The sequence below is a fragment of the Falsigemmobacter faecalis genome (genome assembly GCF_003863335.1).
GTDB classification, from domain to species: domain Bacteria; phylum Pseudomonadota; class Alphaproteobacteria; order Rhodobacterales; family Rhodobacteraceae; genus Wagnerdoeblera; species Wagnerdoeblera faecalis.
In genome coordinates, this window is record NZ_RRAZ01000004.1 from 181530 (window position 1) to 200354 (window position 18825).

Genomic DNA, 18825 nt, shown 5'->3' on the forward strand with positions numbered 1-18825 from the left:
TTGCGCAAAACTCATCGGGGGGCTGCCTGGCCCCCCGTCTTCGTTTCAGACGACCTCAGAAAGGCCCTGGCATGACGTTTCTCGGTGTGGACACTTCGATAACCGGACGGCGCTGGCTGGGGCTTTCGCCCGAAGAAGACCGCGCCGCCGAGGCGATCCGTCAGGCCACCGCCCTGCCCTTTGCCGTGACCCGGGTTCTGGCACGCCGGGGCGTTGCGCCCGAAGGGGCGGCGGGCTATCTCGCGCCCACTCTGCGCGATCTGATGCCCGACCCCATGGTGCTGCGCGATATGGAGCCTGCCGCCATCCGCTTTCTCCAGGCCGTGAAACAGCGCCAGCGCATCGCGGTCTTTGCCGATTATGACGTCGACGGCGGCTCTTCTGCCGCTCTGTTGCTCTGCTGGCTGCGCGACATGGGGCTGCAGGCCACGCTTTACATCCCCGACCGCATTGATGAGGGCTATGGCCCCAATGTCCCCGCCATGCAGGATCTGGGCGCACGGCATGATCTGATCCTCTGCGTTGACTGCGGCACGCTTTCCCATGAGCCGATCGCCGCGGCGGGCTGCGATGTCATCGTGCTTGATCACCACCTTGGCGGCGAGACCCTGCCCGACTGCGTGGCGGTGGTGAACCCCAACCGTCAGGATGAAACCGGGGATCTGTCGCAGCTTTGCGCGGCGGGCGTGGTTTTTATGATGCTGGTCGATGCCAACCGCCGCCTGCGCGCCGAAGGCGTGAAGGGCCCGGATCTGATGGGCTATCTGGACCTTGTGGCCCTGGCGACGGTGGCCGATGTGGCCCCGCTGACCGGGGTGAACCGGGCGCTGGTGCGCACGGGGCTTTCGGTCATGGCGCAGCGCAGCCGCCCCGGGCTTGCGGCGCTGGCCGATGTCTCGCGGCTGACCCATGCGCCAAACTCGCATACGCTGGGCTTTCTCTTCGGCCCGCGCGTCAATGCAGGCGGGCGGATCGGTCAGGCGGATTTAGGCGCAAGGCTGCTCGCCACCGACAACCCGGCTGAGGCCGCGCTGATCGCCGGGCGGCTGGAGGAGTTGAACGTCGAGCGCCGCGCCATTGAGGCCGAAGTCCGTGCCGAGGCCATCGCCCAGGCCGAGGCCCGGGGCGTCGACGGCCCCCTCGTCTGGGCAGCGGGTGAGGGCTGGCACCCCGGCGTGGTCGGCATCGCGGCCGCACGTCTGAAAGAGGCCTATAACCGCCCCGCCGTGGTGATCGGGATTGAGAATGGCATCGGCAAAGGCTCTGCCCGCTCGGTCACCGGGGTGGATCTTGGGGCCGCGATCCACCGGGTCGCCGCCGAGGGGCTGCTGGAAAAGGGCGGTGGCCATAAGATGGCCGCAGGCCTGACCGTGAAAGCAGAAAAGCTGGAGGCCGCCATGGCGCGTCTGGCCGAACTCCTCGCCCGTCAGGGCGCGGGCGAGGCCGGCCCCGCCGATCTGCAGATCGACGGCATGCTGGAGCCTGAGGGCGCAACGCCTGAGCTGGTCACCCAGATTGAAGCGGCGGGTCCCTTTGGTGCCTCTGCCCCCGCCCCGCGCTTTGCCTTTGCCAGCCAGCGCGTCAGCGATGTGCGCCAGATCGGCTCGGGCCATCTGAAGATCACCTTCGGCTCAGGCGCCACCAAACTGACCGGCATGGCCTTCGGCGCCTGGGACGGCCCGCTGGGTCAGGCGCTTCAGGCCGGGGTGGGAGAGCGCTTCCATCTGGCTGGCCGGGTGGAGGTCGATACCTGGGGCGGGCGTCAACGGGTGCAGCTTCGTCTGGAGGATGCGGCAAAGGCCTGATTCCCCGGCCTTTTTCCGGGCAAAGCGATTTTTTGCGGAATTTTTCATTTTCCGCAAGAAACCCCCTTGCAGGCTCTGACACCTCTCTGTAAATACCCCCTCACACGACAGGCGCAGCACACTGCGACGGTCGGAAGAAAGAGTGGCCCGTTCGTCTATCGGTTAGGACGTCAGGTTTTCAACCTGAAAAGAGGGGTTCGACTCCCCTACGGGCTGCCACTTCTTCCTGAAAACAAAGCGAATGACGGGCGGCAGATTGCCGCCTTTTTGCGTTTTCACCCCTCATCGCCTTGCATTCCCCGGCCTCAATCGGCATCTGCTCAGAGGGTGGATGGGGTGTCAGAATGACCAAAGTGGTGAATATCATCAAACTCTGCGTCGGCGCAGAGGATGTCTCGGATTTGCAGCACTGGCAGGATGCCCAGCGCCACCGCTGGCCCGAGGGCCGGGCTGTGCATGTCACCCGCTCCTGGCCGAAACGTGAGGCTGAGGCGCTGAAGGGCTCGCTTTTCTGGGTGTTCAAGGGCCAGATCCTGGCGCGGCAGCGCATCCTTGGCTTTGAGGATGCGACCGGCGCGGATGGCATCACCCGCTGCGCCTTTCAGCTGGATCCCGAGATCATCCGCACCCAGGCCACGCCGCGCCGCCCCTTTCAGGGCTGGCGCTACCTTGAGGCCGCGGACAGCCCGCCTGACCTGCCCAAAAGCCGCCCCGCCGATGACCTGCTGCCGCCTGAGCTTGAGGCGGCTCTGGCCGAGATGGGTCTGCGTTAATCTTTCGTCCCGAACAGCCCGGCCAGCGCGCGGCTGAGGACATTGGCCACCTTCGGGCGCGGCAACGCCTCAAAGGGCAGCGGGCGGCAGACCTCCATGGCGGCGATGCCGACCCGCGCGGTCAATGCGCCATTGATCACCCCCTCGCCAAAGCGGCGCGAGACTTTCGACAGCACGCCGCCCCCGGCGACCGAGGAAATCAGATCATCGCCCACCGCCACCGCCCCGGTGGCCACCAGATGCGAAAAGACCCGCTTCAGCATCCGGATAGATCCCACCTGCCCGGCGCGGCCACCATAGATATCGGCGATGCGCCTTATCATCCGCAGGTTTGACATCAGCGCCACCGCCACATCGACCAGGGCCAGCGGCACCAGAGCCGTGGCCGTGGCCACCCGCCGCGCCGCCGCCTCAATCTCGCGCCGCGCGGCCTGATCGGCGGCGCCCAGAAGCTCAACTTCCGCCAGACGCACCAGGGCATCGGGGTCAAAGAGATCACCGCCCTGCTCGGCCAGACGACGGCGGTTCCAGGCCAGCTCTTCGCGCCGCGCATAGATGCCATCCAGCTCGCGCACCAGACTGCGGGCCTGATCGAGATCGCCCCGCGCCGCAACCGCCCGCTCACGCAGATGATCGATCCGCGTCAGCCGCATCAGCGCCGCCCATTCGCGCCCCGCCATCCAGAGCAGAGACAGCGCCGCCACCCCCGCCAGCACCATGGCCAGAAACCCCAGCACCGGCCAGCGGTTCAGCGTTGAGGCGATAAACTCCCAGGTCGCGATCGACACCGCCAGCGACAGAAAAAGCCCCCCCGCCCAGTAAAACAGCCGCCGCGCAACGGAGGGTTTCGCGGGGGCCCGCATCATCGCCGCCACGGCGGTCTGCGGCGGCGCGGTGTCTTCCTCCGGGACCGGCGGGGCATCGGCTACGGAAACCTCCGGCCCGTCGATTTCGAGGACAAAGGGCTGGTGCGGGCTGGCCATCGGGATCCTCTCAGCAGCATCTCTCCAACATGTGGGAGGAAAGCGGCGGCGGAGCAAGGGGAAGCGCGGTCAGGCTCTGGACCGCGCACAGGCACCGCCCTATAAGCGCGCCATGAAGTTACCGGTCGCCTTTTCCCGTCGAATTAGCGGCCCGGCGCGCTGAGCGGTCTCGCGCGTCGGGTAAAGCCTTTTGACCCCGCCCCGCGCGGGACCCAAAGCCCTGACTTCGAAGGACACGCCGATGTGCGCTGACACCCCTGACTACCGCTCTACCGTCTATCTGCCCGAGACCGATTTCCCGATGCGCGCGGGCCTGCCCGCCCGGGAGCCGGCATGGCTGGACCGCTGGGAAAGCCTTGGCATCTACGACCGTCTGCGTGAGCAGGCCGCTGAGGCTGCCGCCAATGGCGCGCCGCGCAAGCCCTATGTGCTGCATGACGGCCCGCCCTATGCCAACGGCAATCTGCACATCGGCCATGCGCTGAACAAAACCATCAAAGATATGGTCGTGCGCTCGCATCAGATGATGGGCTTTGATTCGCGCTATGTGCCGGGCTGGGATTGCCACGGCCTGCCGATCGAGTGGAAAATCGAAGAGCAATACCGCGCCAAAGGTCTGAACAAAGACGACGTGGATGTGGTCTCTTTCCGTCAGGAATGCCGCAAATTCGCCGAAGGCTGGGTGGCTGTCCAGCGCGAGGAATTCAAGCGCCTCGGCATCACCGGCAATTGGGCGAACCCCTATCTGACGATGGATTTCCACGCCGAATCCGTGATCGCGCAGGAATTCATGAAGTTCCTGATGAACGGCACGCTGTATCAGGGTTCCAAACCCGTGATGTGGTCGCCGGTTGAGAAAACCGCTCTGGCCGAAGCTGAGGTCGAATATCACGACCACACCAGCCATACGATCTGGGTGCGGTTCCCCGTCGCCTCGGCTGCACATTTCCCCGAGCTTGACGGCTGCATGAACACCGCGCTGCTGCAGGCTGCGGTTGTCATCTGGACCACCACGCCCTGGACCATCCCGCAGAACCGCGCGGTGGCTTACGGCGAGCGCATCGCCTACGGCCTTTACCGCGTCGATACCGTCGAGGAAAAATCGACCGCTGTTGCGGGTGAGCTGCTGGTGCTGGCGGATGGTCTGGCTGAATCGGTGAAAACCGCCGCCAAAGTGGCGGAATGGACCCGTGTGCGCGACGTCGCCGCCTCGGAATTCGAGGGCATGATCCTGAAGCACCCCTATAACGGTGTCGAAGGCGGCAATGGCGAATGGGATTATGACGTGCCCATGCTGCCGGGCGATCACGTGACCGATGATGCGGGCACCGGCTTTGTGCATACCGCCCCGAGCCACGGCGATGACGACTATCAGCTGGGCGTGAAATACAAGCTGCCGATGACCTATAACGTCACCGAAGACAGCTCTTACCGCAAAGACCTGCCGCTCTTTGGCGGTCAGCATGTCTTTGACACCAACGGCAAAGAAGGTCCGGCCAACGTCAGCAATATCAAACAGCTGGCCTATTCGGGCGCGCTGCTGGCCAAGGGCAGGGTCAAGCACAGCTATCCGCATTCCTGGCGCTCAAAAGCGCCGGTGATCTTCCGCAACACGCCGCAGTGGTTCGCGGCGATCGATGCAAAGATCAACGACGGCATGGGCACCTATGGCGACACCATCCGCGAGCGCGCGCTGAAGTCGGTCTCAGAGCTGGTGACCTTTACGCCTGCCACCGGCCGCAACCGCCTGCATGCGATGATCGAACAGCGCCCGGACTGGGTGCTGTCGCGCCAGCGCGCCTGGGGCGTGCCGCTGACCTGCTTTACCAAAAAAGACACCCTGCCGACCGATGCGGACTTCCTGCTGCGCAATGATGAGGTCAATGCCCGCATCGCCGCCGCCTTTGAGGCCGATGGCGCGGATGTCTGGTACACTGAGGGCTTCAAAGAAAAGGTTCTCGCGGGCATCGTGACCCCGGAAGATTACAACCAGGTCTTCGACGTGCTTGACGTCTGGTTCGATTCCGGCTCGACCCATGCTTTTGTGCTGCGTGACCGCGAAGACGGCGTGCCGGATCAGATCGCAGATGTCTATCTGGAAGGCACCGACCAGCACCGCGGCTGGTTCCATTCCTCGCTGCTGCAGGGCTCGGCCACCATTGGCCGCGCGCCCTATAAGAACGTCATCACCCATGGCTTCACGCTGGACGAAAAGGGCATGAAAATGTCCAAATCGCTCGGCAATACCGTGGCACCGCAGGAAGTCATCAAGGAATACGGCGCAGATATCCTGCGTCTCTGGGTGGCTCAGGCCGATTATTCGACCGATCTGCGCATCGGCAAAGAGATCCTGAAGGGCACCGCCGACAGCTACCGCCGTCTGCGCAACACGCTGCGCTTCCTGATGGGCGCTCTGCCCGCCTGGGACGGCACACATGTTGCCCGCGAAGAAATGCCGGAACTGGAGCAGTTCATCCTGCACCGTCTGGCCGAACTCGATGCTCAGGTGCGCCGTGACTATGCCGCCTTTGATTTCCAGGCGGTCTTCCAGGCGATCTTCACCTTTGCGACCTCGGATCTCTCGGCCTTCTACTTCGATATCCGCAAGGATGCGCTTTACTGCGACGCGCCGGACAGCCTCGAGCGCCGCGCCTGCCTGAGCGTGATGGATCACGCCTATCACGCGCTGGTCACCTGGCTGGCGCCGATCCTGCCCTTCACCATGGAAGAGGTCTGGCTGACCCGCTTCCCCGGTGAGGAAAACTCGGTGCACCTGCTGGACTTTGTGCAAGTGGAAGCAGGCTGGCTGAACGCCGGCCTGGCGGCCCGCTTTGCCAAGACCCGCGCCGCCCGCCGTGTCGTCACCGGCGCGCTGGAAGTCGAGCGCACTGCCAAGACCATCGGCTCCTCGCTCGAAGCGGCTCCGACCGTCTTCGTCTCGCCGGAGCTGGCCTCGGTTCTGGGCTCGGCCCAGGGCTTTGACACGCTGTGCATCACTTCGGGGCTGAAGATCTCGACCGAAGCGGCTCCGGAAGGCGCCTTTGGTCTGGACGATGTGGCAGGCGTGAAAGTGGTCTTCGAGAAAGCGGAAGGCGGGAAATGCCAGCGCTGCTGGAAGATCCTGCCCGACGTCGGCAGCCATGCCCATCCGGCCACCTGCGCGCGCTGCGATGCGACCCTGAGCGCCGCCGGCCTCTGATCCGGTCACAGACTAAAAAAGCCGGCCCTTTGCGGGGCCGGCTTTTGCGTTCAGAACGGCGACTGTCAGCCGGTATAGCCCACGGTCGCGAGTTTCCCGACCAGGGTCTTCATTTCCGCCTCATTGAGCACCGCATCGGCGAAATCTTCCGCCGAGATATGGCTGTTGCCTTTGCTGTCCGACAGCAGCGTGGTGCCGCCGATGGTGTAATCGCCGGTGAATTCCCCAGGTGCGATCTGCGCCGAAGGGGCAAGCACCGTCCATTTCAGACCGCTTTGCGCCAGCAGATCCCAGGCCGCTTTCATACCGCGCGCCTCAGCCACATATTCGGGCGGCAGCACATCGACGACCGGCGTGCCATCGGGCAGCGAAAGCGAGCCTGCGCCGCCGACCATGATGACCCGCTGCGGTTTTGCCGCGATCAGCGCTTTGGCATAGGCCGTTGCCTCGGCCAGGGCATCGCCGCCATTGCGCGGCGAGACAGCACCGATCACCAGATCGGCCTCGGCGGCATAGGCGGCAAAGGTCGCGGCGTCATGGGCATCGACCTTCACGGCCGTGACGCCCGGATACTCCGGGATCTGATCGGGATTGCGCGCCCCGGCGATCACCTCATGACCGCGCTCTGCGGCTTCAGCGAGAATGCGCGAGCCGATCATACCGGAGGCGCCGAGCAGGAAAATTTTCATGATTTACTCCCATTACAGAGGTTACTATTAGTAACTGATACCGCCTGCATAGCCGCGATCTGCAGCTCTGGGAAGGCCCTCGTGGTTACCTGAAAGGAAGCACAATGCCCGCGCCGCGCGCCCGAAGCTATGACTGCCCCGTCCGCGATGTGCTGGACCGCATCGGCGATGCCTGGTCGGTGCTGGTGCTGATGGAGCTTGGCCGCGCCGACTGCCGCTTCAACGCGCTGTCGCGGGTGGTGCCGGGGATCTCGGCCCGGATGCTGACGGTGACTTTGCGCAACCTGTCGCGCGACGGGCTGGTGACGCAAAGGGCGGCGGGTGGCGCCTATGGGCTGACGCCGCTGGGCCATTCGCTGCTGGGCCGGATTGAGGCGCTGGCGGCCTGGGCCCAGGCCGCGCAGCCCGAAGTGCGCCGCGCGCGGGGCAGCTGGGATGCGGCGCACTCACCGGAAACTGAAGTCCTGACCGAAGCGATTTCTATTTAATTCAGGCGGTCGCGGACATATCGTCGCAATTTGCAGTGGTATGTGACCGCATCACTTGCTCCCCGCGCATGTGGGGCGCATAGCCCCCGCACCCCCCGCTATGAGGCCAGGTATGACTAAGTTTATTGTGAATGGTCAGGAGCGTGAGCTCGACATCGACCCCGAAACCCCGCTTCTGTGGGCGCTGCGCGATGAGCTGCGCCTGACCGGGACGAAGTTCGGCTGTGGTGCGGCGCAATGCGGTGCCTGCACCGTCTGGGTCGACGGCGTGCCGACCCGCTCCTGTGTGACGCCGATCGAAGATATCGCCGGTGCGACCATCACCACGATCGAGGCGGTCGACACCAAAGAAGCCAAAGCGGTTCAGGCGGCCTGGGCTGCGATTGACGTCGCACAATGCGGCTGGTGCCAGTCGGGTCAGATCATGGCCGCGACGGCGCTGCTGGCAGAGAATCCCGCCCCGAGCGACGAAGACATTGATGCCGCAATGGAAGGCAATGCCTGCCGCTGCGCAACTTACGTCCGTATCCGTCAGGCAATCCACAACGCCGCAGACGCGCTGAAAGGCTGAGTTCATGACGATCCAGACCACCCGTCGCGGCTTTATGGCCACCGGCTCCGGCCTTCTTCTCTCGCTGACCCTGCCGGCAGGCGCCGTGGCTGCCAAAACCGGTGAAGCCGTGGTTGAGGCCTTTGAGCCCAACGCCTTCATCCGCATCGGCACCGATCACAGCGTCACCGTTCTGATCAAGCACCTTGAGATGGGTCAGGGCCCCTATACCGGCCTTGCCACCCTGGTCGCGGAAGAGCTTGACGCCAGCTGGGACCAGATGCAGGCACTCGGCGCTCCGGCCAATACGCCGCTTTACGCCAATGGCGCGCTTGGCGTGCAGGGCACCGGCGGCTCGACCTCGATGCTGTCGTCCTTCCTGCCGATGCGCCAGGCCGGTGCGGCTGCGCGCCAGATGCTGATCACCGCCGCCGCCGCCGAATGGGGTGTGCCGGCCGATGAGATCCTCATCAAAGCGGGCATCCTGAGCCATCAGGGCACCGGCAAAAACGCAGGCTTCGGAGATTTCGTGGCCGATGCCTCGAAACTGCCGGTTCCGGAAAACCCGAAGCTGAAAGACCCGAAGGACTTTGTGTTCATCGGCAAAGACCGTCCGCGTCTCGACACCGCTGCCAAGATCAACGGCTCGGCGATGTTCACGCTTGATCATTACCCCGAGGGGATGCTGGTCGTGATGGTCGCCCATGCGCCGAAGTTCGGTGCGGTGGTGAAAAGCTTTGACGACAGCGCGGCTCTGGCCGTTGCGGACGTTGAGATGGTGCGCGAAGTTCCCATGGGTGTGGCGGTCTATGCCAAAAACACCTGGGCTGCGATGAAGGGCCGTGAGGCGCTGATCATCGAATGGGACGAGAGCAAAGCTGAGACCCGCTCGTCGGACGCGATCTTTGCAGACTACGCCCAAGCGGCGGCAGAAGGCGGTCTGACCGTCGAGGAAAACGGCGATCTGGCGGCGGCTTTCGCAGGTGCCGAGAAGGTGCTGGAGGCCGAATACCGCCTGCCCTATCTCGCCCATGCGCCGCTCGAAGCGCTGGATGCGCTTATTGAGGTGAAGGACGGCAAGGCCGTGCTGACCTATGGCTGCCAGTTCCCGACCGTCGATCAGATGGCCTTTGCCGGCACCTTCGGCATTGAGCCCGCGGATGTCACCATCAATGTGCTGATGGCCGGTGGCTCCTTTGGCCGTCGTGCCCAGGGCTCGGCGCATTTTGCCACCGAAATGGCCGAGGTCGCCAAAGCGGCGGGCCGTGACGGCACCTTCAAGCTGCAGTGGACCCGCGAAGACGACATCCGCGGCGGTCACTACCGTCCGGCGGCTTTGCACAAGATGCGCGCAGGTCTGGATAAAGACGGCAAAATCGTCGGCTGGGAAAACATCGTGGCGACCCAGTCGATCATGATGGGCACCGTGATGGAGCCGATGCTGCAGGGCGGCCCGGACCCCTTTGCCTTTGAGGGCTCGTCGCATCTGGCCTATGATCTGGGCACCCGCCGCATCGCCTGGTCGGCCATGCAGACCGGTGTTTCGGTTCTCTGGTGGCGCTCGGTCGGTCACAGCCACACCGCCTATGCGGTTGAGACCTTCCTTGACGAAGTGCTGGAAGCCGCTGGCAAAGACGCCATCGAGGGCCGTCTGGAACTTCTGCCCGCCGAAGCCACCCGCGAGCGCGCTGTGATCGAAAAGGTCCGCGGGATCTCGGGCTGGAAAGGCCGCAGGGGCGAGAACGGCAAAGCTTATGGCTTTGCCTTCGTGAAGTCCTTTGGCTCTTATGTAGCGCAGGTCGCAGAGGTCGAAGAGAAAGACGGTCTGCCGCGCGTCACCCGCGTCTGGTGTGCCGTCGATTGTGGTCTGGCGGTGAACCCGAACCTCATCACCGCGCAATGTGAAGGCGGCATCGGTTTCGCGCTTTCGACCGCGCTTCACAGCGAGATCACCCTTGCTGAGGGCGGTGAGGTTGAGCAGTCGAACTACCACGACTATCCGCTGCTGCGCATCACCGAGATGCCTGCGGTTGAGGTGGCGATCATCGCCTCCAACGAAGCCCCCTCGGGCATCGGCGAGCCGCCGGTTCCGCCGCTGGCTCCGGCGGTCGGCAATGCCTGGCGTCAGCTGAGCGGCAGGACCAAACGCCAGCTGCCCTTCGCCCGCGCAGAGGCCTGAGTTCAAAGATGGCCCGGAGTTCCGGGCCATCTGCTTTTCCGGCGGCGGCGTTTTGTCCCCGTCCTTTGCTTTGAGACGCCTGCCATGACGGCCACAGCCCCCCTGACCCGCATCTGCGAAAGCGACCTGCCCCTCGCCGCTTTGCGCGCGGCGCTGCAGCGCGGTGAGCCCGCCGCGCTGGCGGTGATCACCGGGGTCCTCGGCGCCTCCTATCGCCCTCTCGGGGCGGGCATGGTGGTCACCGCCGGCGGGCAGCGCTTTGGCAATCTGTCCTCCGGCTGCATTGAGCGTGATGTCGAAATCCACGCGCTTGCGGCGCTGGCCGACGGGCAGATCCGGCACTTGCGCTATGGCCAGGGCTCGGCCTGGCAGGATCTGCAGCTGCCCTGCGGGGGCGGGCTGGATATTCTGCTGCTGCCCTGCCCCGATGCCCGCGCCCTGGAGGCGGCGGCGCTGGCACTTGCGGCGCGGCGTGAGGCGGATCTGACGCTTGGGCCCCTGCGCCTGACCCTGCTGCCGGAACTGCGCTTTCTGATCTTCGGCAAAGGCCCCGAGACCCGCGCACTGGCGCAGATGGCCCATGCCGCGGGCTATCTGAGCGAGGTCTTCTCGCCGGATCCTGAGACGCTGGAGGGGCTGCCGGAGGCCCGCCTGACCCCTGGATCTGACTGGCCCGAGGGGGTCGCGATCGACCCCCGCACCGCGGTGACGCTGTTCTTTCACGACCACGACCGCGAGCCGCAGCTGCTGGCCCGCGCCCTGAGCTCCGAGGCCTTTTTCATCGGCGCTCAGGGCTCTGCCCGCGCTGCGGCCACCCGTGACGAGGCCCTGCGTCAGGCCGGTATCCCCGAGCCCGCGCTGACCCGCCTTGCGCGCCCCTTCGGGCTGATCCCCTCGGTGCGCGACCCGCGCTCGCTGGCGATTTCAGTCCTCGCCCAGGTCCTCGACCGCGCCCGCTCTCTCTGAGATCAGCGCCCTTCACAGGGTGCCTCTCCCGGCGCGCCGACCTGCCGGACGCCGATCCTGCCACGAACACCCACTCGTCACAGCTCCGAAGGGCGCTGTTGCGTCACCCGGCATCTGAGCAGACAACCCCCTCCCCCTCGCGGATGATGCAACACGAGCGGTCGTCTTTGTACCGGGGCGGTGAAGCGGTCGAACGCCATTGATCCGAGAGAAACACGGATCCGGACCTCTGCGACCTGCCTGTCGCATACTCCGGCCACGAGGCGCGGGCCAAACTATTTGACGCAGTTCATCCCACCGCCGGTAAACCAATCGCAGGGCATTTAATCTCCCGGATCAGATACTTGTCCTGCTCATGCCCGGACGGTTTGCTGATCCTCCTTACCGCTCCGGGTTACGCTTGCCGGAAGGCGTGGCCTCCCCCCATGCCCGCATCAAGCCAAAGGGGCAGGCAACCTCGGCGCTTCAATGCCTCGTTACAGGCCCGCCAGTGGCTGGTCTTGTAGCGGGGCTTCGAAGGACAGCTCATGCGGACAGCACAGCCGGATCAGGCAGGACACTGAATCCTGAGAGATTTGTGCATCAGCGCCCAACCGTCGGAAAAACGATCCCCCGGAGCGTTTTCTGATCCTGCTCACTCCAGAGTTCCCTGCTCAGTTCCGCGAGCACTCAAGCCTGCCGTTGAGCCGATGGCGGGCAAGCCCTCAGTATAGCAGCTCGGACGGCCTGCCCTCGCCATGGTCACTCGGACCAATGGCATTCCATGGCTCGATCGTGGCGCTGCCATGACGAAGCTGTCCCACGGGCATCCTTCCATTTCCCCGAAAGGATCGCACCATCAAACCCTGGGATCAAACACCTAGGGCCATCTCATCCAAAGGCTGCTTTGTGCAACAGCGCCAGTTGCTGATAATCGTTATGCGCGAACCACGAGGTCCATCGTCTCAGCCAGCCGACTTTGCAAAGAATATTTTCACCTCGACTGCATCTGAAATGACTTAAAATCCTGCGACTCGGTTTCCGCCAACTTGAGGGTGCATTGTAATTACGCCCCCTGAAGTCTGCCCAAAAACCTCTCTCTCCGCAATCCGGACTAGAGAAAGATGCAAAAGCCGCCCTCAAAGGGCGGCTTCAATCATTTCAATCACTTGCAAAAACTATGATCCGAACGGCGCGATCTTTGCCCCCAGTTGGCAGCAACTATGCCCGGATCTGCACCTCTTGTTGGTCCGGCCATAGTTGCTGCCAAAGCCCCTGAAAAACCCTATGATATCAATGGTGACGTTGGAACTGGGAGCAAAGTTCTCACCGGCTAGGACCATAGTTTTTATCAATTTTCATCAGCGAAGCCCCCGCGTTCCTCTGCTCAGCGGCCCACACAGGCTTCAACAGGCAACATGACCCATCTGAAAACAACGAAAAGGCGCGGAATATTCCGCGCCCTCGACCACCCCATATACCGATATCACCTCGTGGACATGCGATCTTTATGCGTCAGTCATGGCCCGCACCTTATCACGGAATTTCAGTATCTCGCCTCGTTCCACATGAAGCGCATGCAGGCTGGGACCACCGTGACCACGCAGAGCTGCAAGCTGACCGGTCAGGATCGCGGTAAGAGCATCTCCTGCCCGCACTCCAAATCTCTGACAGGCACCAGCCAGCTGAATAATATCGACATCTCTTCCCGCAGGAGCCAGAGGCAGCGCATCCAGCACAGCCAAGACCCGATCCAATTCACGGCGGGCGAACACCACTTTCCGCACAGCGCCTGGCGCGTCGGCGGGGATAAGCGATTTTAACTGCCCAGCGCCATAAAGAGCCAACACCATAGCCTTTGAGCCACCCAGATATTCGGGCACCAAGGCCAGCGGAACCGCGCTATGGTAGTCCTGCACAAGTTGCTCTATCTCCTGGACCGGAAAGACAAGCTTACCGCTTTCCGCGTCCGTTGCCCCCTCGGGGACCAGCCCCAGCTTTTGCAGAAGGCGGGACATGCGGCGGCGATCCGTTTTCAGGGTCTCGCTCAAACTCTTCACCGAATGCAGGCGCCGCTCCTTCACCCGCTCACCCAGCAGCATTTCATCAGATGCCCACACCTCATGCTCCAGAATGTGTTCACGCAGGATCGCTTTGATAGGGCCCGGAGGAAGCATATTTGCTCGACGATCCAGCCAGTCGAACAGAGGCCCATAGGTCGCCAACGGTCCCGCCTGCACGGCCTGCGCAACGGCATTGCACCTGATGTCGGAGAGCGCAGTGCGGATCGCAGCCTCGCCTTCCCGATAGACAAGGAAACCAGCTTCCATGGCTTCACTACGTTGCTGGCGGCTGAGCTGCTTGGGGCGCACCTTTTCACCGTGCAGCATGACCAGACCGAGCATCTCCGAACTATGCAGGACCTGCTCGATACTCTGACCTGCCAGCCATTGAGACACGGGTTGTCCCTCCAGACGGACGCCAAGCCATTTGATATGCTCCCCCACGGTTGCAGGCTCAGCTTCGCTCGTTTCAGGCATAGGCAGATCGCGAAGATCGATGACATCCTCCGCTTCAACCTGCTTCATCACACAGGCATGGCGGGCGCAAATCGGCACCGAGGCGAATGACCAAATGATTGGGCAATGCCAGTTTTCCTTGCCACCCTGCTCGATAAGGCAACTGGAGCAAAGCTGGACGATGCGCCCCGACAGGAAGCTCCGCGAGAAATCCTCGCCGCGGAACCGGTTGTAGCGCTTCAAACGGCGAATAGTGTTCTGCGACAATACCTGAGGCTCAGCACCAATCGCCTCTGCAAAAGCGAGCACGGCATCGGGCTCCCCAGCTTCGAAGTCGATCCCATTGATCCGCAAGTCAGCCAACAGGCGACGCAGGCCCTGCCCGGTATGCCGATAGGCCAAACGGCAGGCGTAGGAGAGGAGCGCTTCGTCCGGGTAAGCAGGATAGCACGGGCGCAACATCAGTCAGCCTCCACCGGAGGGCGAAGCTTTTTCGACAACTTAGACCAGTCCTGAGGGTCGAAGGGCGAAAGCCCATCCGCATTACCGCCTCGGAGCACCCAGAGACGATGAGCCTCTTCAAGGGTAAGCTCCTTTCTTCCGGCATGCAAAGTCCGGCGAATGACGCTCTTCGCGAAAGCAGTAGATTCCCCGAGCGCGCCATGCTGAGAAAACGCGATCCGCTCGGCGAAGGCCGGATCAGAGGGCCAGTCCAGCGCGAGATGGGAACAGCAAAGCCGAAGGAACTTTTCGAACCGCCTGATTTCAGCCTGCCCCTCGACCAGGGGACGCAAACGCAGTTGCAATTGATAGCGGCGGTAGGTCTCGTCATCTTTGCTCAGCCGTTGCTCCAGTTCGGGCACACCAGACAAAATCACCGCGACAGCTCCGTGCCCCTGCAACAGGTTCTTGAGCGTTTGCAGGGCCATGACAGGATCGTTCCCAGGGCCACCCCTCAGCAGTTGGTGGACCTCGTCGATCCACAGCAGGGCAATCCCTGCCTCCCTCAAACGATGCCGCACCATGGCCCATGCCTCATGCGCCTTCACCTTATCATCAGGTCGCACATATCCGGTGGCTTCCAAGATGTCCGAGGCGAGGCTCTTAATCGTCGCTGAGGGAGAGACCGTAATATCAATATGATTGCCCTGGATCTCCTTCGTGCTTTTAACGAATCCCGGCAATGCCGTGAGGTTGCGCCGGATCATCACCGACTTTCCAGACCCAGTGGCCCCGATCACCCTCATACCCGACGTTTCGCCATTCAGCGGACTACGCACAGGTTCAGGCAGGATCATGCCGTCAGCCCCGACCACCAGGATTTCGCGCAGACAGTCCTGAAACGCCTCATCCCGCTGGTTCTTAAAATACCGCGCCTCGAGCCAAGCGACACGGCCTTCCCTATCATCGGGGACTGCCAAGCCAGAGGTTTCCGCATTCAAGTGAAGATCATTCGTCATAACAGTCACTCCATCAGATCATCATCGACATCGTTGCTGGACAGCTGTTGCGGAGTAGGCAGCTGAACCTCGTCAGCAAAAAGATCGCGCCGATCGCTTTCCGCGAGTTCCCGATCAGTCGTGACCATGTAACGCCGCAACTTCTTTTCGTTCGTGTCGAAGTTCTCGGCGTTCAGGATGTGGGGCAGCATGCCACGACGGACTTTGCCATCTTGCGCCGCAGCATCGATCGCCTGAATCGCTTTCGCACGAACAACGTCAGACACAGCCCGCTCACCACGCAGGTAGTGACGCAAGCGCTCCAAATCTTCGAAAGACTTTCCGATCCACTGATTGTCTGCGGCAGGCACAGAAAGCCAATGGTCATCCGAGACCCTCATCAGAACAACACCGATATCGGCCGGCGACCAAAAGACCTCGAAGGTCTTACCCATGCCATAGCGGTTGCAAAACTCGGCCAATTCATCGGATTGGTAGTCAATATGCATGACCCTGAGGCCTTTACGGCCGAGCTTCACGCGCCGCTTGATACCGAAAGCCCGCCTCAGCTCGTCACGCGTCACACCTCGAGGACGATGAACGGCGATTGCCTGCTGCCACGCCTCGGCGGGCGTCCGCCCTCCCAAGCCGCGATGGGGCGTATTGTGGTAGACATCGACCACCCAACGCACCAGCCATTGCAGGAACTCCGGCAAAGTGATCGAAGCCCGTTCCTCGGCCTTGTTTTCTCCCTTAGCAACCACGTTGCTAAACGTCCGACCAGAGAACCGCTGCAGCAAGCCGTTGTGGATCGTGCGGAAGAGCCTTTCGATGAAAGGACGAAGCCAGGGCTTGCGCGACGGGGCGCCATGATAGTCGATACCAAGCCCAGCCAGCAGATCGTAGAACTCATCCTTTATGTAGGTGGGCCCACGATCAAAGACGATCTTCTCCGGGCATCCAAACATATCCCACCGATCATGAGCGCCCAAGGCATCCGCAACCGGCGTCTTATCCTGCAAGAGCATCTCGATCGTATCGCGCGCCAATGAAGTCGTATCGCCTGCCGAAATCCGCATCGCCCCGATACAACGGGTATGCACGTCGATGGCAGCAGACAGCTTGACCCGTTTAGCTTCACCGTTGAGCCCCAACCCAACGCGTTCATCCTCTGTCAGCCAATCCCAGACTCCGGCACTGTTCAGGAGGACGTTCAAATCGACGTCATATTCGTCGATTTCGACCCGCTCGAACGCGCGGGTCGTCGTAATGCCAACCCCCAAAGAGTGCATGTCTTTGTAGGCGACTTTGAATCCGCGCGTGCGAATTGCATGCTCGGCAGGGGCAATGGCGTCGATCAATCCATGAACGAAGTCATACCCCGGCAACTTTCCACGATGGTCCTCGCCAAGGCTGTCATAATGCACAATACATGCTGCCCGCACACTATCGGTGATGGAGGTCACCGTGGGCCTTTCCTCATCAAGGCGCATCTCGATGATGCTCTGCGCAATCGAAGCGATTACATGGTCATGCCGGTCCCGACGGTTTCCCGACCGCGCATAGTCATCGAACAGGGCGTCTGCCCCGCCCCTACGAAAGCTGAGATACCACTTATGAACCTGAGCAGCGGAGGTCGGAGGCGCATGTTGCTGCCCCAGGTCGACAACCGCACCCCCACGCCTTTTGGCAGTGTTGGTTTTGCGCAAGCAGGTCTCACGATAGATGTTTTCTCCAAGCCTCAGAAGCTCCACAGCATTTTCCACGAAGGATGCCCGCGTCCGCTGCAAGATGCCCTGAGCAATCAGATTTTCTGCCGCCATCACATGGCAGCGCCGCCAGTTCTGGCGCCCGATTTCTTTCTCTGAGCGGAGAAAGGCAGGGCGTTCAGCATCATGACGCTGCACAGAGGGCCGCGACAAAATCCGCAACGCCCCGCGTTTATCTGCATCCTCGATGACATCATGGGCGATGCCATCAGCGATCTGAAAGAATACCTCTCCAGTTTCCGGATCGACATATTCGTCCCAAAGAACCACCATGTCGGCCCTGCGCACAGTGAGCACAGTGCCAACCCGTTTGCTAAGTGCGAACTTTGCACCGACTTCGAGAATGGGAACGGTTTCCCTCATGCCGCACCCTCCAACGAGAAGGGCATAACGGCGCTGTCCGTGGTGATCCGTCCAAGCGTCAACAAACGCAGCTGACCGCGATGGATAGCGCGTGCAACGCTCCTCAACGTCACGCCCTCTCTCTCCCCCATGGCAATCATCTGCCCAATGGTCAGTGGCGACGCCATTTTCGCCATCGCCAAGCGAACAGCATGATCTTCCCGAGAATCGGAAAACCGAGCCGCGTGAAACAACTCCGCATTCGCGAGTTCATCGGGATCGATGTTGCGCTTTCCGATCACGACCAAACGATCAAAAAACACTGACTGGCCGGCAATCAACAATGCCTTCATTTCGTCTTGAAACGCAGGGGTTTGCGACCTGACCTCAGGCTTGACCGCCATGCCGATGCGGTGCCCGCCACGATAGGTCGCGCAGAAGTCGATGTAATGGAACTTTCTGCGTCCATCCGGCAACTGAAGGCTAACCGGACCGACCTGTTCACGAATATCCTCGAAACCCGGCCGATAAATGGCGCAGAGCGCGGCTTGATATTCGAGCAGGCTCTCAAAGTTTAGCCGCTGCGGTTGCTTGTCACCCCAACACAGAACGCCAGAGAAATGCCACTCCGAGACTTTGTTGACAGCCCGCTGCGCACGGCTAGGTGCAGGTTCCCGGCGCAAAACAGCACGCCCCGAGTAGCCGCATGCAGCTTCGATATCAGCGCCGCCGCTGCGGGACGGGAGGGAAACAGCCCCACCGTTGGACAAACATTCTCCGTTCGCAGACTCGACGTCTGCGCTCACCAAACCATCCGATGACATGTTAAGCCTCAGCTCTTCCGTTCTCGATCAGGTGAGCCGACAAGTCCGTTGCACCAATTATGCTGATGCTGTTAGACTGATGTCTGAGTTTATGGGTGGCTCGCCAACCCACCTATTCAGCCGGCCCTTCGCAGGGTCGGTTTTTTCTTTCGATATGCTAGCCCATGCATTGCTCCTCCTTCTGCCCATAACTCTGGGCAGATTTGAGCGACAACAGCTACACGCTGATTTTGGTTATCCACATTTTCCGAAGCGCACTCATCGAACACGCTAGCAGGGCGCTGTTGCACAAATCTATTTGGATTCAGTGTTTTGCCTGAT

The 18825-nt window shown here is 62.1% G+C and carries 14 protein-coding genes and 1 tRNA gene; 8 read left to right on the forward strand and 7 right to left on the reverse strand.

Features of this window, described 5'->3' with window-relative positions; all coding sequences use genetic code 11:
- Nucleotides 1-71: 71 nt before the first annotated feature.
- From recJ to EG244_RS04145, 3 genes are all read left to right on the forward strand, one after another.
- On the forward strand, nucleotides 72-1805 hold the full coding sequence (gene recJ / locus EG244_RS04135; RefSeq protein WP_124963743.1) for a single-stranded-DNA-specific exonuclease RecJ: 1734 nt from the start codon (nucleotides 72-74) through the stop codon (nucleotides 1803-1805).
- 144 nt (nucleotides 1806-1949) lie between these two features.
- Nucleotides 1950-2024: transfer RNA gene (locus EG244_RS04140), tRNA-Glu, on the forward strand.
- Nucleotides 2025-2149: 125 nt separating this feature from the next.
- A complete protein-coding gene (locus EG244_RS04145; protein ID WP_124963744.1) occupies nucleotides 2150-2578 on the forward strand; it encodes a DUF1489 family protein in 429 nt (142 codons plus the stop codon).
- On the opposite strand, the gene EG244_RS04150 is transcribed toward EG244_RS04145, so the two are convergent.
- Nucleotides 2575-3561, reverse strand: a complete 987-nt coding sequence (locus EG244_RS04150; protein ID WP_124963745.1) for a YcjF family protein — start codon at nucleotides 3559-3561, stop codon at nucleotides 2575-2577. The two genes, EG244_RS04145 and EG244_RS04150, sit on opposite strands and share 4 nt — an antisense overlap.
- A gap of 241 nt (nucleotides 3562-3802) precedes the next feature.
- On the opposite strand from EG244_RS04150, the gene ileS reads away from it, so the two are divergent.
- Nucleotides 3803-6760 carry an isoleucine--tRNA ligase gene (gene ileS / locus EG244_RS04155; RefSeq protein WP_124963746.1) on the forward strand — a complete coding sequence of 986 codons (2958 nt, stop codon included), beginning with the start codon at nucleotides 3803-3805 and terminating at the stop codon, nucleotides 6758-6760.
- A gap of 65 nt (nucleotides 6761-6825) precedes the next feature.
- Here ileS and EG244_RS04160 read toward each other — a convergent pair whose 3' ends face one another.
- The gene (locus EG244_RS04160; protein WP_124963747.1) at nucleotides 6826-7449 is read right to left on the reverse strand and encodes an NAD(P)-dependent oxidoreductase; all 624 of its coding nucleotides are present in this window, start codon (nucleotides 7447-7449) and stop codon (nucleotides 6826-6828) included.
- 104 nt (nucleotides 7450-7553) lie between these two features.
- Here EG244_RS04160 and EG244_RS04165 point away from each other — a divergent pair, with 104 nt between their 5' ends.
- The 4 genes from EG244_RS04165 (at nucleotide 7554) to EG244_RS04180 (ending at nucleotide 11632) form a co-directional block, all read left to right on the forward strand.
- Nucleotides 7554-7937 (forward strand): winged helix-turn-helix transcriptional regulator, encoded by a 384-nt coding sequence (locus tag EG244_RS04165; protein WP_124963748.1) that lies wholly within the window; start codon nucleotides 7554-7556, stop codon nucleotides 7935-7937.
- A 112-nt stretch (nucleotides 7938-8049) separates the two neighbouring features.
- Nucleotides 8050-8508 carry a (2Fe-2S)-binding protein gene (locus EG244_RS04170; protein WP_124963749.1) on the forward strand — a complete coding sequence of 153 codons (459 nt, stop codon included), beginning with the start codon at nucleotides 8050-8052 and terminating at the stop codon, nucleotides 8506-8508.
- A gap of 4 nt (nucleotides 8509-8512) precedes the next feature.
- Nucleotides 8513-10666 (forward strand): xanthine dehydrogenase family protein molybdopterin-binding subunit, encoded by a 2154-nt coding sequence (locus tag EG244_RS04175; protein WP_124963750.1) that lies wholly within the window; start codon nucleotides 8513-8515, stop codon nucleotides 10664-10666.
- 84 nt (nucleotides 10667-10750) lie between these two features.
- Nucleotides 10751-11632 carry an XdhC family protein gene (locus EG244_RS04180; RefSeq protein ID WP_124963751.1) on the forward strand — a complete coding sequence of 294 codons (882 nt, stop codon included), beginning with the start codon at nucleotides 10751-10753 and terminating at the stop codon, nucleotides 11630-11632.
- A 1487-nt stretch (nucleotides 11633-13119) separates the two neighbouring features.
- Here the strand turns inward: EG244_RS04180 and EG244_RS04185 are convergent.
- The 5 genes from EG244_RS04185 to EG244_RS20830 all read right to left on the reverse strand — a co-directional run.
- Nucleotides 13120-14592 (reverse strand): TniQ family protein, encoded by a 1473-nt coding sequence (locus tag EG244_RS04185; RefSeq protein ID WP_124963752.1) that lies wholly within the window; start codon nucleotides 14590-14592, stop codon nucleotides 13120-13122.
- Nucleotides 14592-15590, reverse strand: coding sequence for an ATP-binding protein (locus EG244_RS04190; protein WP_124963753.1), 999 nt, complete (start codon nucleotides 15588-15590; stop codon nucleotides 14592-14594). Before EG244_RS04190 ends, EG244_RS04185 begins: the two co-directional genes overlap by 1 nt.
- A 5-nt stretch (nucleotides 15591-15595) precedes the next feature.
- Nucleotides 15596-17701 carry a DDE-type integrase/transposase/recombinase gene (locus EG244_RS04195; protein ID WP_124963754.1) on the reverse strand — a complete coding sequence of 702 codons (2106 nt, stop codon included), beginning with the start codon at nucleotides 17699-17701 and terminating at the stop codon, nucleotides 15596-15598.
- Nucleotides 17698-18486, reverse strand: coding sequence for a hypothetical protein (locus EG244_RS04200; RefSeq protein ID WP_124963755.1), 789 nt, complete (start codon nucleotides 18484-18486; stop codon nucleotides 17698-17700). The genes EG244_RS04195 and EG244_RS04200 overlap by 4 nt, the downstream gene beginning before the upstream one ends.
- Nucleotides 18487-18620: 134 nt before the next feature.
- Nucleotides 18621-18825: hypothetical protein (locus EG244_RS20830; RefSeq protein ID WP_233588908.1), on the reverse strand; the 205-nt coding region annotated here is incomplete at its 5' end.

Bases quoted from the DNA above. Each gene is read 5' to 3' on its own strand.
- recJ (WP_124963743.1), top strand. From the start codon at position 72: ATGACGTTTCTCGGTGTGGACACTTCGATAACCGGACGGCGCTGGCTG.
- EG244_RS04145 (WP_124963744.1), top strand. From the start codon at position 2,150: ATGACCAAAGTGGTGAATATCATCAAACTCTGCGTCGGCGCAGAGGAT.
- EG244_RS04150 (WP_124963745.1), bottom strand. From the start codon at position 3,561: ATGGCCAGCCCGCACCAGCCCTTTGTCCTCGAAATCGACGGGCCGGAG.
- ileS (WP_124963746.1), top strand. From the start codon at position 3,803: ATGTGCGCTGACACCCCTGACTACCGCTCTACCGTCTATCTGCCCGAG.
- EG244_RS04160 (WP_124963747.1), bottom strand. From the start codon at position 7,449: ATGAAAATTTTCCTGCTCGGCGCCTCCGGTATGATCGGCTCGCGCATT.
- EG244_RS04165 (WP_124963748.1), top strand. From the start codon at position 7,554: ATGCCCGCGCCGCGCGCCCGAAGCTATGACTGCCCCGTCCGCGATGTG.
- EG244_RS04170 (WP_124963749.1), top strand. From the start codon at position 8,050: ATGACTAAGTTTATTGTGAATGGTCAGGAGCGTGAGCTCGACATCGAC.
- EG244_RS04175 (WP_124963750.1), top strand. From the start codon at position 8,513: ATGACGATCCAGACCACCCGTCGCGGCTTTATGGCCACCGGCTCCGGC.
- EG244_RS04180 (WP_124963751.1), top strand. From the start codon at position 10,751: ATGACGGCCACAGCCCCCCTGACCCGCATCTGCGAAAGCGACCTGCCC.
- EG244_RS04185 (WP_124963752.1), bottom strand. From the start codon at position 14,592: ATGTTGCGCCCGTGCTATCCTGCTTACCCGGACGAAGCGCTCCTCTCC.
- EG244_RS04190 (WP_124963753.1), bottom strand. From the start codon at position 15,590: ATGACGAATGATCTTCACTTGAATGCGGAAACCTCTGGCTTGGCAGTC.
- EG244_RS04195 (WP_124963754.1), bottom strand. From the start codon at position 17,701: ATGAGGGAAACCGTTCCCATTCTCGAAGTCGGTGCAAAGTTCGCACTT.